The sequence below is a fragment of the Pandoraea sp. SD6-2 genome, assembly GCF_000389825.1.
Classification (GTDB): domain Bacteria; phylum Pseudomonadota; class Gammaproteobacteria; order Burkholderiales; family Burkholderiaceae; genus Pandoraea; species Pandoraea communis.
The window spans coordinates 263,022-276,789 of sequence record NZ_KB944457.1 but is presented as its reverse complement, the minus strand read 5'-3'; the positions used below and the strand labels follow the sequence as shown (position 1 = coordinate 276,789).

Here is a 13,768-nt window from a genome sequence, read left to right as displayed (position 1 = left end):
CGGCCCGCATCGCGCGCCTTCAGGCGCGCTGACAACTCGCCGCGCTGGCTCGTCAGGCGGCGAGCCGCTTGAGCGCCACCGCTGCCGAACCGCGCCCGCCCGCAAGCTCGTTATCCGAGGTCATGCGAAACGCGGCGACCGCCTGGTCGAGCGCGCGCGCCTGGTCTTCCATCGACGCGGCGGCGGCTGCCGCCTGCTCCACGAGTGCAGCGTTCTGCTGTGTGACTTCGTCCATTTGCGTGACCGCACGGCCGACCTGCTCGATGCCGTGGCTTTGCTCGGTAGAGGCCGCCGAAATCTCGCCCATGATGTCGGTGACACGCCGCACGGCCTGCACCACGTCTTGCATTGTCTGACCGGCCTGCGTCACGAGGGTCGAGCCGTCCTGCACCCGTGCGTTCGACGATTCGATCAGGTCCTTGATCTCCTTGGCCGCTGCCGCGCTGCGCTGGGCGAGTGTGCGCACTTCACCCGCAACGACCGCGAAGCCGCGTCCCTGCTCACCCGCGCGGGCGGCTTCCACGGCGGCGTTGAGCGCGAGGATGTTCGTCTGGAACGCGATGCCGTCGATCACGCCGATGATGTCGACCACCTTGCCCGAGCTGTGCGAGATGCCTTCCATCGTCGTCACCACCTGATCGACGACTTGCCCGCCGCGCACGGCGATGGCAGAGGCGTTCTCCGCCAGTTGGCTCGCCTGACGCGCGTTGTCGGCGTTCTGCCGGACGGTGGACGTGAGCTGTTCCATCGATGAGGCTGTCTCTTCGAGCGCTGCCGCCTGCTGTTCGGTACGTGCCGACAGATCGGTATTCCCTTCGGCAATTTCGCGTGCTGCGAGCGTGATGGCGCTCGTGCCGCCGCGAATGCGTCCGATCATCTGCTGAAGATTGGCCTGCATGCGCTGCATCGCGAAGAGCAGGCTGGCGCCGTCGCCCTGACGCAGACGCACTTGCGTGAGCAGGTCGCCGTCGGCAATGCGCGTCGCGATATCGGCCGCGTATTCGGGCTCGCCGCCGAGGCTGTGCTGGACGTTACGAATGATGAGCAGCATGACGCCAGACACGGCCAGACCGATCACGGCGAGCATCGCACCCCAGCGAAGCAGGGCACCGACGAAGGCGGCATTGATGTCGTCGACGTAGACGCCGGTCGTCAGATACCAGTCCCAAGGCGAATAGGTGCCGACACGGCTGATCTTCTCGACGGGTTTGTCCGAGCCGGGTTTGGGCCAGAGATAGGTGACGAATGGGTCGTCAGTCCGCGCAGCCGCGACGATCTCCGAGAACATGAGCTTGCCCGACGGATCGCGGAACTGGCTCATGTCCTTGCCTTCGAGCTTGGGATTGACGCCGTTGAGTACGATCACGCGCTGCGAGTTCAAGATACCGAAATAGTTGTCGCCGTCGTAGCGGATCGCACCGATCTGCTCGCGCGCAAGCTTTTGCGCCTCGGCGACACTGATCTCACCGCGCTGGGCGCGTTCGCCGTAGTACTTGGCGAGACTCAGGCCGGCATCGACCACGTGCGTAAGGCCCTCGCGCCGCTCGGCCAGCATCGTGTCGCGCTGCGCCCAGGCCCCCCAGACCGCCATGGCTAGCAGACTGACCCACATCAATGCAACGGCAGACCACAACTTTGCTTTCAAACTCAACTGCTGGATCACTTCGTCTTCCCCACTGATTCCGCGCTGGTGTCACTCCGGCGGCGGCCGCGCGTGACGCGTCACCACGCCCGCGCGGTCCGATTGTCGATCGATTGTCAATGCTCCCGATGAGAACACGGACCCAACATGTGCTAACGGCAGTCTGGGAAAGGACTTGAGCGGTGCGGGGGGGCAGAGGAAGGGCGAAAGCGGCTCAGCCGTGAATGACCACCAGCAAGCCGCGTGCCACGGCTTTTCCGACGTTGCGGATGGCATGGGCGCGGTCGGCGGGATAGCGGGCAGTCTCGCCCGGCCTGGCGCGTCGCGCGAAGTGCTCGACTTCGACGTCGACCTGACCGTCGAACACGGTGAAGTGCTCGCGCGTGCCCGGATCGTGTGGCTCCGACACGAGCGCTGCGCCGGGTTGCAGCGTCAGCTCGTACCACTCGAATTTGCCGGCCAGCTCCATCGGGCCGAGGATCTTCAACTGATAGGCGTGCTCCGCCCCCGCCAGCGTGGGAATTTCATGCTTGCCGATCACGCGCACCGGCTCGGGGTCGCCGGTGGGGGCGCCGAGCAATTGATCGAGCCGCACGCCCAGTGCGTTGGCCAGCCGCCACGCCACCGCGATGGTCGGGTTGGCCTTGTCGCGCTCGATCTGCGAGAGCATCGACTTCGAAACGCCGGAAGCGCGGGAGAGCGTCTCGAGCGTCATGCCACGCTCTTTGCGTAGTTGCTGAATCATGTCGCCAACGGGCGGCGGGGCGACCGGGGACATCGTGGACGCCGCGGGAGTGCTTGCCATATGAATTCCGGGATATTAGAATTTTCCAATATATTGAAACTTGTTCAATATAAAGTATAGTTTCCGATAAGGTGAATGGCTGCATGGTAGCAGAGCAAACGGCCCGTTCACGCAAGACTTTCGATACCCGGGCGGCATTCACCGATGCCGCCGGCCAACCGCACAAAGGAGATGCCCACGATGACTGCACACACTCCGGAGGCCCGCGAGGGTTTCTATCGCCAACTGACCGAACGACTGGAAGATACGCGCCGCCAGGGCCTTTTCAAGCAGGAACGCGTGCTCATGTCGCGGCAGGGGCCGGAGGTCATGTGCGACGACGGGCAAACGCGCATCAACCTGTGCGCCAACAACTATCTGGGGCTGTCGGGCAGCGAAACGCTCGTCAAGGCGGGGCAGAAGGCGCTGGAAGACTTCGGTTTCGGCCTGTCGTCGGTGCGCTTCATCTGCGGCACGCAAGGCCCGCACAAGGATCTTGAAGCGCGCATCGCCGCGTATCTCGGCACGGAAGACGCCATCCTGTACGCCGCCGCGTTCGATGCCAATGGGGGTCTGTTCGAACCGCTGTTCGACGAGCAGGACGCCATCATCTCCGATGCGCTCAACCACGCCTCGATCATCGACGGCGTGCGTCTTTGCAAGGCGCAGCGCCTGCGCTATGCCCACAACGATATGGAAGACCTCGAGCGCCAGTTGCAGGCGGCCGCCGGGGCGCGTCATCGCATCATCGTCACCGACGGTGTGTTCTCGATGGACGGCACGATTGCCCAGCTCGATCGCATCGTGGCGCTGGCCGAGCAGTACGGTGCGCTCATCATGATCGACGAGTGTCACGCGACCGGTTTTATGGGCCCGACGGGGCGAGGCACGCACGAGCATCATGGCGTGCTCGGCAAGATCGACATCATTACCGGCACGCTGGGCAAGGCGCTCGGCGGCGCGATGGGCGGCTTCACGGCGGGCCGCCGCGAGGTGATCGAGACGCTGCGTCAGCGCTCGCGCCCGTATCTCTTTTCGAACAGCCTCGCGCCGGCCATCGTCGGCACGTCGCTCGCGGTGTTCGACGAACTCGAACATTCGTCGGCGCGCCGCGAGCAATTGCACGAGAACACCGCGTTCTTCCGCAAGGAAGTGGCGGCGCTGGGTTTCACCATCAAGCCGGGCACTCATCCGATCGTGCCCGTCATGCTTTTCGACGCCACGCTTGCCCAGCGCTTTGCGCAGCGACTCTATGAGTTGGGCGTGATCGCCACTGGCTTCTTCTACCCCGTGGTGCCGCAGGGGCAGGCGCGCGTGCGCGTGCAGCTCTCGGCAGCGCATACCCGCGAACATCTGACGCGTGCGCTGGCGGCGTTCGCGCAGGCCGGCAACGAACTCGGCATTCTCAAGCAAGGTTGAACATGGAACGCATCCTCATCATCGGCGCCAACGGGCAGATCGGCAGCGAACTCGTCGAGGCGCTGGCGGCACAGTATGGCAACGAGAATGTTGTCGCCACGGACATCGCACCGGGGCCGTCGCGCCACCCGGTGCACTACGAGACGCTCGACGTGCTCGATGCGCCGCGTCTGGCCGCGCTCGTCGAGCGCTTCGGCATCACGCAGATCTTCCATCTGGCGGCGCTGCTCTCGGCAACCGGCGAGACCCGCCCGCTCCAGGCCTGGACGCTCAACATGAACGGCCTGCTCAATGTGCTCGAGTTGGCGCGTGAGCGCCAAGGGTTGCGGGTGTTCTGGCCGTCGTCGATCGCTGCGTTCGGCCCGCATACGCCGGCCGTCGAAACACCGCAGCTCGCGATCATGGACCCCACCACGATGTACGGCATCAGCAAGCAGGCCGGCGAGCGGCTGTGCGAGTACTACTTCACGAAGTTCGGCGTGGATGTGCGAAGCCTGCGCTATCCGGGCGTCATCAGCTACAAGACGCCCCCAGGCGGCGGCACGACCGATTACGCCATCGAGATATTTCAGGCGGCGCGTCGCGGCGAGACCTACACGTGTTTCCTGAAGGAAGACGCGACGCTACCGATGATCCACATGCCCGATGCCGTGCGTGCCACGCTCGAGTTGATGAACGTGGACGCCTCGCGGCTGCGCGTGCGTTCGTCGTACAACGTGGCTGGGGTGAGTTTCGATCCGGCGACGCTGGCGGCGGCGATTGCGCGCCGCGTGCCGGGCTTCACGGTGAAGTACGCACCGGACTTCCGCCAGGCGATTGCCGAGACGTGGCCGCATACGCTCGACGACACTCACGCGCGCTACGACTGGGGCTGGAAACCGGCCTTCGGCCTGGACGCGATGGTCGACGACATGCTGGCCAACGTGCCGCTGGACTGGCACGCACCGGTCTTGGGAAACGCCGCCTGACGAGGGTTGCCGTACCGCCTACTTCGGGTGATGCACCGCGTAGTAGGCGAGTGCGGCGAGCACCGCACAGGTCACGGCGAAGGCGCGACGGCGCCAGCGGTGGACCGGCGTGAAGGTGATGACTCGGCCGCGGCCTTCTTCTTTGGAATGGTAGTAGCTCATGTTGCACCTTCTCGGGTCTGATACACGGTCTTTGCCGCAAAACGAACCTGCCCGAGCGTCCATCGATGCGCCCCCCGGCACAGGACAGGCAGGTTCCGGATCGATTATGCGACCGCACAAAAACGACCGCGAATCAGTATCTTTACCGATAGGTGTGGTCTTTTTGATACGGTCACGCCAACGCGTCGCGCGTTTCGACGATGCCTTCGGCACCGGGGTGACACCCGCGTTTTCCCGTCCGCCCCAATCCCCGTGGCCCCCCCGGCATTGCTCCGGACAAGTGTCTAGATTCACGAGAATCTTGCGTTGCGAAGGGTGTGCTGAATCCACATTTCCCCGCTTGCGTACTGCCCCGCGCGCTGAAACAATGCCGGAAAACGGTGACCACGCCGATGGTCACCTCCGAGTCGTCGTTCATCACGCCTGGGGAGGGTCGTGCCATGACGCCGAATACGCGCCGCACCATCGCTTGCGGCCAATGCGGAACCGCCATCGCGCGCGCCGCGTTCGTTCTTGTTGCCGCCGGGTTCGTTGCGGCCAACGTCCATGCGCAGGAGGCCATGCTGCGCGCCAACAATCAGGTATGGATCGGTGCCGGTGCCCAGCAGTTGCACTACTGGGAGAACATCGCGCCCGGCAAGAGCGATTCCGAACGTGGCACGACAGCGGCATTCGCGCTGGGTGCATCGACCCAGCGGCAGTTGTTCGGGGTCTCCAATCTCTACTTCAGCGCAGCGGTGCGAGTGGCGCACGGCAACGTCGACTACGGCGGTTATCTGCAAGACTTTGCGGGGCGCGTCATCCGGCCCGATTACCAGATGAAGACGCGCTCGACGGCAACGGACGTCGCGCTCAAGGCCGGTAAAGCCTTTCCGTTTCATCTCGGCACCTGGAATGCGCAGGTGGTGCCCTACGTCAGCTACAGCTACCGCGACTGGATTCGCGACAGCAGCCGCGATCCGTATGGTTTTTACGAGCGCTATCGCCATCACGTGGTTGGCGGCGGCCTCATGGGGCAGCTCGAATTGACGCAGAAACTGGTAGCAACGGCCGACATTCGTGCGGGGGCCATGGTGGGGGCATCGATGACGCTGGCGGGCTCGCAGAACACCTTCAGCCTTGGCAACAAGCCGGTCGTCGTGGCGGGTTTCGGACTCGACTACGCGGTCGCGCGCAACTTCCATGTGAACGCGACGTACGAGTGGTCGCGCTTCCAGTACGGCCGTTCGAGCGTCACGCAGGTGCAGCCGGGCGTGAACGCCTACGAACCCGATTCGAAGACGATCAACCAGACGTGGATGATTGGCGCGGGCTACGCGTTCTGATAAAAGACAACGCCGCGCGGTCGGACGACCCGCGCGGCGTTATTTTTCCGGTAGTCATACCCCGGAGAACTGCGATCAGGTCGCGCCTTCCACGTCCTCCAGACTGAACGTTTCGGTGTGATCGTTATACGAGAAGATCTCGGCATAACGGCCCCAGTTGATGGCGGTATCGAGCGTTTCCTGCGCGAGATCGTCCGACATCGAATCTTCCAGCTCCTGTTCGAAACGCACGCGCGGCGCGCGCTGCCCGCGGCGTTCTTGCAACACCGAACGGATCTTTGCGGCGAGCGGCACGTGACGCAGCAGATGCTCGGCGAACAGCACTTTGCGTTCCTGCGTGCTCACATCCACGAAACGCTTGCCGGCGGCGGTCAGCAGAATGTCGCCTTCCTTGAGTTCCGCGAAGCCCAACTGGTCGAGAATTTCGGCCACCGGGAAGAGGTCGTCCACTTCGAGCAGCAGCGTCTGGGCGATTTCCGGCAAATCGGCGCGGCCGTTGTAGGGCGGGCCGGCGAGCGCTTCGAGCAGACCGGCCATCAGGTTGGTCGACACTTCGTGCAGCGGGCTCGACAATTCCAGCGGTATCTTCTGCGTGGTGTGCGCGTTACGGCGCGACGTCATCAATGCATAGATATCGTCGACCATCTTCCGGAAGGCCGGATCGAGCCGGTTGCGGCGGTGCGGGAACGGCACCTTGATCTCGGCGACCACCCGGCCCGGATTCGACGACAGCACCAGAATCCGGTCGCACATGAACACGGCCTCTTCGATGTTGTGCGTGACGATCAGGATCGACTTGATCGGCAACTGACGCTGACTCCACAGATCGAGCAGGTCGGTACGCAACGTCTCGGCGGTCAGCACATCGAGCGCGGAGAACGGCTCGTCCATGAGCAGCAGCGTCGGGTTGACCACGAGCGCACGAGCGAAACCCACGCGCTGGCGCATGCCACCCGAGAGTTCGCGCGGATAGGCATTTTCGAAGCCGTCCAGACCGATCAGGTCGATGGCCGCGAGCGCGCGGCGGCGGCGCTCCTTCGGCTCGACACCGAGCGCTTCGAGACCGGCTTCCACGTTTTGCAGCACCGTCAGCCACGGGAACAGGGCGAAGGTCTGGAACACCATCGCCACGCCTTCGGGCGGGCCTTCGAGCGGCTGACCAAGGTAGCGGATGTCGCCCGAGCTGGGCTGAATCAGGCCGGCGATGATGCGCAGCAGGGTCGACTTGCCCGAGCCGGAACGGCCGAGCATGCCGACGATTTCGCCTTCATGCAGTTGTAGATTCACGCCATCGAGCACTTGGCGCTCGTCGCCGCCCTTGCGGAAGCCGCGGCTGACGTTGGCGAGCGAGAAGATCTCTTTTCCGGCAATCGGTTGGTGGGTATCGTTCGGCATCACGGTCCCTTCAATTCAGGCGAAGCTTGTTTTCAGCGATGGCGTACATGGGGCGCCACAGCAAACGGTTGAACAATACGACGAACAGCGCCATCACGGCGATGCCCAGCAAAATACGCGGATAGTCGCCGGCGGCCGTGGTTTCGGCGATGTAAGCGCCCAGACCGTGCGCGGCGAGTTTATCGTCACCCCACTGCACGTATTCCGAAACGATGGAGGCGTTCCATGCGCCGCCCGAGGCTGTGATCGCACCCGTCACGTAATAAGGGAAGATGCCCGGCAGCATGATCTGACGCCACCACTGCCAGCCGCGAATGCGGAAGTTGGTGGCGGCTTCCTTGAAGTCGTTCGGGAAGGTGGTCGCCCCGGCGATGACGTTGAACAGGATGTACCACTGCGTACCCAGCACGATCAGGGGCGAGAGCCAGATGTCCGGGTTGGCATGGAAGTGAACGATGGCCACCACGAAGATCGGGAACAGCAGGTTCGCCGGGAACGCGGCGAGGAACTGCGCCAGCGGCTGGATGCGCTCGGCGAGCTTCGGGCGCAGCCCGATCAGCACACCCAGCGGCACCCACACCACGGAGGCGATGGCGATGAGTACGATCACGCGCACCAGCGTGATGAGACCAAGGCCGAACACGCGCAGGATTTCCGGGAAACCGACTTCGGCCAGCACGAACGCGCAGATCTTCCACGCTGCGGTCAGTCCCATCGCTACCAGCAGCGCGGCCCATAGCCAGTCGATCACGCGCGAGAGCGAGGTTCTCGATTCGGAATGGATCGCGACGGGCAGCGAGAACGGCATGCGCATGCGCGCAATCGTGCGCAGCAGCTTGCCGAAGGGGCGCAGCAGGAACTGAATTGCGCGGGTGCGTTGAATGACGTTGAGCACCCACGACTCGGGGGCGGCCTGCGAGACCGTGTCTTCCAGACGGAATTTGTCGGACCACGCGACCATCGGCCTGAACAGGAACTGGTCGTAAATGACGATGACGACGACCATCGCCAGAATCACCCAGCCCACCGCATGCAGATCGCGCTGCAAGATGGCCGTGGCGAGATACGCGCCAATGCCCGGCAGTGTGACGGTCTTGTCGCCCACGGTGATCGCCTCGGACGCCACCACGAAGAACCAGCCGCCCGACATGCTCATCATCATGTTCCAGATGAGGCCAGGCATCGAGTAGGGCACGTCGAGCTTCCAGAAGCGCTGCCACGGCGAGAGGCGCAGGTTCACGGCGACTTCCGCCAGGTCGCGCGGCTGGGTGCGCATCGACTGGTAGAACGAGAATGTCATGTTCCACGCCTGGCTCGTGAAGATCGCAAAGATGGCGGCGCATTCGGCACCGAGCACGCGTCCTGGGAACAGGGCGAGGAAGAAGGTGACGGTAAATGAGATGTAGCCCAGCACCGGCACCGACTGGAGGATGTCGAGCATCGGGACGAGCAGCTTCTCGGCGCGGCGGCTCTTGGCGGCGAGCGTGCCGTAGACGAGCGTGAACAGGAGCGAAGCGACCATCGCCGCGAGCATGCGTAGCGTGGTGCGCAGGGCATATTCGGGCAGGTTGGCCGGGTCTAGCGAGATGACTTCGGTCTGCAAGTCGGCTAGCGGTGCCCAAGTCTGGCGAATGCCCGACGAGCTGACCATCAGGAAACCGATGATGAGCGGGAAGGCAATGAAATCCCAGCGATTGGGCAGCAGGCGTCGCGCAGTGGCGGGGATGAACGGACGGGCTACGCGCGTCATCAAGACCTCGTGTGGATGAGGGTTCGGACGGACAACAGGACTGAAGCGCCGGTATGCGGCACGGCAGCGACGCGGCGCGTGTGCAGGGACGGCAGCGGATGCTACCAGATTGACCCGCAAAATGATGTTAAAGCGCGTGCCGTGGGCTGGCAAATTCGGGCATCGATGTCCGAATGTGGTTTTTATGCTGCAATGCGGGATGGCTTGTTTTGACAGGCGATACCCAGGAGGCCGCCGTAGCGATCCGGGAGTGAAGAACCGGTATCCGGAGGACGATCTCGCGGTGCTGCGAGGGCGAAAATGTCACATTGAAGATGTGAACTTTATTCGCATTGCGCAGACCAATTCCCGCGGCTTGCTTCGTGCCGCGCGGTCGTGTAGTGTGCACCGCTCGATCGGGCCACGGCGCCTGTCGCCGGGGGGCAGCAAGTTGCCTCGGCTTTCGTGTAGCTTGCCGGCCCGTCCCCTCCCATTCCCAGACAAAGCAAGGATGCGCCGCATGACGACGCCATTAGATGCGCGTTGCGAGCGTGCACGACAACTGAGTGCCGCCGGCCGGCTCGACGAGGCGATCGCCGAGTTGCGCCTAGTACTGAAACAATCTCCCGAATTTCTCCCCGCTCTCGAAGGACTGGCCTACGTCTCGCTGCGTATGAACGCCTTCGAATCGGCTGCCGACGCGTTCGATCGTTTGATCGCCCTTGTGCCGCAGCCCGGCGCGCAGGCGTGCTTCGATGCTGCCATGGCCAGCCTCCAGGCGGGTCGCCAGATGCGTGCCGAGGCGTTGTTCGAAGCGACGGTGCAGCAGTCGCCGGACGTCATCGGCACGATGCACACCATCGGCCTGACCTGGGCGCAGGCGGGCGACAGCGCTCGCGCGCTGGTCTGGTTCGAGCGCACTGCGGCCAAGGCCCCGGCGCTGTGGCAGGCCCATTTCAACCGTGGACGCGCCCTTGGCGCACTGGGTCGCTACGACGAAGAGATCGACGCATACCGTCTTGCCAACGCTATTGCCCCTCAGCAGCCCGATCCGCTGGTGAACCTTGGTGTGGCGCTGCGCGAGCGTCATGCGTTCACCGATGCGTTGCAGTGCTTTCGCGAGGCGGTAAAACGCTCACCCGAGCATGCCGGCGCGCGCACCAACCGTGCGCAGACCAATTTGCTGATGGGTGACTTCGAGCACGGCTGGCATGACTACGAATGGCGCTGGCAGGACGGCGGCCAGCGACGCCGTTTCAGCGACCGGCTCTGGGACGGCCGCGCGCCGCTTGCGGGCAAGACGGTGTTCGTCTACAGCGAACCGGGCTTCGGCGACACGCTGCAGTTTGTGCGGTTCGTGCCGCGTCTCGTCGAGATGGGGGCCAACGTCGTGTTGTCGGTACAGGCGCCGCTCGTCACGCTGCTCGGCGGCTTTGCGCGCCGGGTGACGGTGCTTGGCGAGCACATGCCGGTGCCGTCGTTCGACTGGCAACTGCCGTTGCTCAGCCTGCCGCATCTGCTGAAAGTGGGGGGCAACGTCGCGGTCCATTCGCCGTATCTGCGCTCGAGCGCCGGACGGGAAATGATCTGGCGATCGATGCTCGGTGCCAAGCCGGAGGGGACGTTGCGCGTCGGGTTTGCGTGGCGCACGCGTCCGTTCCCGCCGCACCGCGACGTCGCGCTCGCGCATTGGGCGCCGGTCTTCGGCACGAACGCGCAGTTTTACTCGTTACAGGTCGACGCGACCGACGACGAGCGCGCGGAACTTGCCCGCTACTCCAACGTGCGTGACATTGGGGCGAAGCTGAGCGACTTTGCCGAGACGGCGGCCGTCATTGCGCAGATGGATCTCGTGATTTCGGTCGACACGGCCGTGCTCCACGTCGCCGGTGCGCTGGGCAAACCTGTCTGGGGACTGGTCAACTTCACGCCCGACTGGCGCTGGCAATTGGCGCGCCGGGACAGCGATTGGTATCCGTCGCTCACGCTCTTCCGTCAGCCGCAACGCGGCGATTGGGATGGGGTGATGGCGCAGGTCGGTGCCGATCTTGCCGCCGCCGTACGGGGCGAGTCGGCGGCGGCGCCGGCGCTGCAAGTGGGACAGTCAGCGGCGTAGTCAGGCCGCCCGAGGACGACGCCGTTCGGTTCGGAACGGCGTCGGTCAGGCGTCAACGCCCATTACCCGGCATCGGCTTGGGTGTCGTCGTCACGCAAGCGCGTGTAGATGTTCCAGCTTGCGATGAACAGCGCCGCGATCAGCGGCCCGATCACGAAGCCGGTCAGGCCGAAGAGCGACATGCCGCCGAGGGTCGAGATCAGCACGACCCAGTCGGGCAGTTTCGTATCCTTGCCGACCAGAATCGGGCGCAACACGTTGTCCACCAGACTCACGATGGTGCCGCAGAAGACAAACAGCACCACTCCCCTCCAGATTTCCCCCGAGAGCAGCAGCCAAACCCCGACGGGCACCCACACGACCGCCGCGCCTACGGCGGGCAGCAGTGAGAGGAATGCCATCACCACGGCTGCGAGCACGTAGCCCTGAATGCCGAGTACCGCGAAGATGAAGCCGCCGAGTGCGCCTTGTGCTACGGCAACGGCGATGTTGCCCTTGACCGTCGCGCGCACGACGGTGGTGAACTGCCGGATCAGCAAGCTCTTGTGGCGCTCGTCGAGCGGCAGGGCACGGCGTACCGTCGCGCCGATCGCGGTGCCGTCGCGCAGCAGGAAGAACAGCAGATAGAGCATCACGCCGAAGCTCACGAGCAGTTGGGCCGTGTTCTGGCCGATGCTCACGAGATACACCGCCACCAGGCGGCCGATCTGCGCCGCGCCGTCGCCGAGTTTCTGCTGGATCGCGTTGACATCCTGCACGCCGGCGAGGTCCATCACACGATGCACGCTCGCGGGCAGGCGGTCGAGCAATTGTTGGAAGGCGATGGTGAGTTGCGGCAGATCGGCGCGAAAGCGAACGAGTGCCGTGCTGATCTCCTGCGTCAGCATGCCCACGACGAGAGTGAGCGGCAGAATCACGATCAGCAGAATCAGCGCGAGCGTGGCGAGGGAGGCCAGGTTCGGGCGGCCGCGCATGCGGATCAGAAGGCGGCGTTGCACCGGCTGAAACAGCACGGCAAGAATCGTCCCCCAGAAGACAGCGCCGAACAGCGGGAACAGAATCCACCCGAACACGATCGTCACGACGAACAGCATGAGGTGGAAGAACTTGCGCTGGTCGCTATGACTTGACATGAGGTTTCCTCGCGGGTGGCGGCGGCACAGATGGCACGCCAGTCGTTCTTATATCAGAAGCGGACGTCGCGCCGATTTCCTGGAGGATTTGCGCCACGAGCGGATGACCCTCGCCGCGTCGAGAGCGAATGGCGTGAATGTCTTCGTGAACATCGTCTGGGCGGCCCAGCCAGCGCAGGCCGCGCAGTAGCGAGACGTCGCCCGCGCCGGCTTCGCTCAGGGGAAAGACGCCCATGCCTCGCGTGGCGAACACCGCCATGAGCGCGCTGTCTTCGAATTCACCGACGATATGCGGGCGAACGCCCTGTGCCTCGAACCATTGATCGAGCCGGGCGCGCAACGCCGAGTGGCCCGTTGGCAGCAACACGGGCAGGTCGGCCAGGCATTGGGGAAACGCGTCGCGCGAGGCATGACGCACGAGCGATGCCGGGCCGTACCAATCGACTGGCGATTCGACCAGACGCTCGCTCGTGAGCCGCAAGGTGGGGTTGTACGGCGCGGGTTGGCTTGCCAGCACCAGATCCAGCTTGTGCAGCGCGAGTTCGGCGAGCAACTGCTCGTGCTCGCCTTCGTGGCACACGAGCCGAAGGGAGGGGGTGCCGAGTATGGGGGCGAGGATCGCGTGGGCCGCCAGCTTGGATATCCCGTCGGCCAGCCCGACCGCCAGCCGCGCGACCCGGCCGCTGGCGGCTTCACGAACTTCGTCGGGGATCGACTGACCGAGACGGAAGATCTCTTCCGCGCGCCGGAAGGCTGCCTGGCCGGGCTCCGTCATGGTGACGCCGCGCCCGGCCGGCTTGAGCAACTGGTGGCCCAGCGACTTCTCAAGCTCGCGCACCTGCGCACTGATCGTCTGTACGGCCATGTCAAGGCGTTCCGCCGCACGGGCGAACCCGCCTTCCTTGACGACGACCCAGAAATAGTAAAGATGGCGGTAGTTCAACATATCGATATGAACTTCGGAAAAACCGAATTGTAATGAAGTATATAACTGGTTTTTGCGAAGCATGAGTTCGGAGATGATGCTGTCCTGAGCCCGCAGCCCACGTTGCATGCGGGAAAACGAAAGGGGGCGCGGCCGCTGGGCGGCAAGTG

11 protein-coding genes are annotated in these 13,768 nt (G+C 64.2%); 4 read left to right on the top strand and 7 right to left on the bottom strand.

Translation table 11 applies throughout. From position 1 onward, the window contains the following. Positions 1-52: 52 nt before the first annotated feature. Together C266_RS24480 and C266_RS24475 are read right to left on the bottom strand one after the other, a co-directional pair. A complete protein-coding gene (locus tag C266_RS24480) occupies positions 53-1,660 on the bottom strand; it encodes a methyl-accepting chemotaxis protein (protein ID WP_081636413.1) in 1,608 nt (535 codons plus the stop codon). Between the two features lie 196 nt (positions 1,661-1,856). After that, entirely contained in the window at positions 1,857-2,447 is a 591-nt protein-coding gene (locus C266_RS24475) for a helix-turn-helix domain-containing protein (RefSeq protein ID WP_010804041.1), read from the bottom strand. A gap of 180 nt (positions 2,448-2,627) precedes the next feature. Between C266_RS24475 and kbl the strand changes: the two genes are divergently transcribed. Continuing rightward, entirely contained in the window at positions 2,628-3,845 is a 1,218-nt protein-coding gene (gene kbl / locus C266_RS24470) for a glycine C-acetyltransferase (RefSeq protein ID WP_010804042.1), read from the top strand. Between the two features lie 2 nt (positions 3,846-3,847). Beyond that, positions 3,848-4,813: an NAD-dependent epimerase/dehydratase family protein gene (locus C266_RS24465; protein ID WP_010804043.1), complete on the top strand. Its 966-nt coding sequence runs from the start codon at positions 3,848-3,850 to the stop codon at positions 4,811-4,813. A gap of 18 nt (positions 4,814-4,831) precedes the next feature. On the opposite strand, the gene C266_RS27845 is transcribed toward C266_RS24465, so the two are convergent. Then, positions 4,832-4,975, bottom strand: coding sequence for a hypothetical protein (locus C266_RS27845; RefSeq protein WP_168162953.1), 144 nt, complete (start codon positions 4,973-4,975; stop codon positions 4,832-4,834). Between the two features lie 440 nt (positions 4,976-5,415). On the opposite strand from C266_RS27845, the gene C266_RS24460 reads away from it, so the two are divergent. Then, positions 5,416-6,300 carry a hypothetical protein gene (locus tag C266_RS24460; protein ID WP_144265920.1) on the top strand — a complete coding sequence of 295 codons (885 nt, stop codon included), beginning with the start codon at positions 5,416-5,418 and terminating at the stop codon, positions 6,298-6,300. Between the two features lie 75 nt (positions 6,301-6,375). Here the strand turns inward: C266_RS24460 and C266_RS24455 are convergent, their stop codons facing one another. Both C266_RS24455 and C266_RS24450 read right to left on the bottom strand, forming a co-directional pair. Next, positions 6,376-7,695, bottom strand: coding sequence for an AAA-associated domain-containing protein (locus C266_RS24455; RefSeq protein WP_010804045.1), 1,320 nt, complete (start codon positions 7,693-7,695; stop codon positions 6,376-6,378). Positions 7,696-7,705: 10 nt separating this feature from the next. Then, the gene (locus C266_RS24450; RefSeq protein ID WP_010804046.1) at positions 7,706-9,445 is read right to left on the bottom strand and encodes an ABC transporter permease subunit; all 1,740 of its coding nucleotides are present in this window, start codon (positions 9,443-9,445) and stop codon (positions 7,706-7,708) included. Positions 9,446-9,944: 499 nt separating this feature from the next. Here C266_RS24450 and C266_RS24445 point away from each other — a divergent pair, with 499 nt between their 5' ends. Further along, positions 9,945-11,540 (top strand): tetratricopeptide repeat protein, encoded by a 1,596-nt coding sequence (locus C266_RS24445; protein ID WP_010804047.1) that lies wholly within the window; start codon positions 9,945-9,947, stop codon positions 11,538-11,540. A 62-nt stretch (positions 11,541-11,602) separates the two neighbouring features. Here C266_RS24445 and C266_RS24440 read toward each other — a convergent pair whose 3' ends face one another. Then, positions 11,603-12,673, bottom strand: coding sequence for an AI-2E family transporter (locus tag C266_RS24440; RefSeq protein ID WP_010804048.1), 1,071 nt, complete (start codon positions 12,671-12,673; stop codon positions 11,603-11,605). Continuing rightward, positions 12,660-13,619, bottom strand: coding sequence for a LysR family transcriptional regulator (locus C266_RS24435; RefSeq protein WP_036664482.1), 960 nt, complete (start codon positions 13,617-13,619; stop codon positions 12,660-12,662). Before C266_RS24435 ends, C266_RS24440 begins: the two co-directional genes overlap by 14 nt. Positions 13,620-13,768 lie beyond the last annotated feature (149 nt).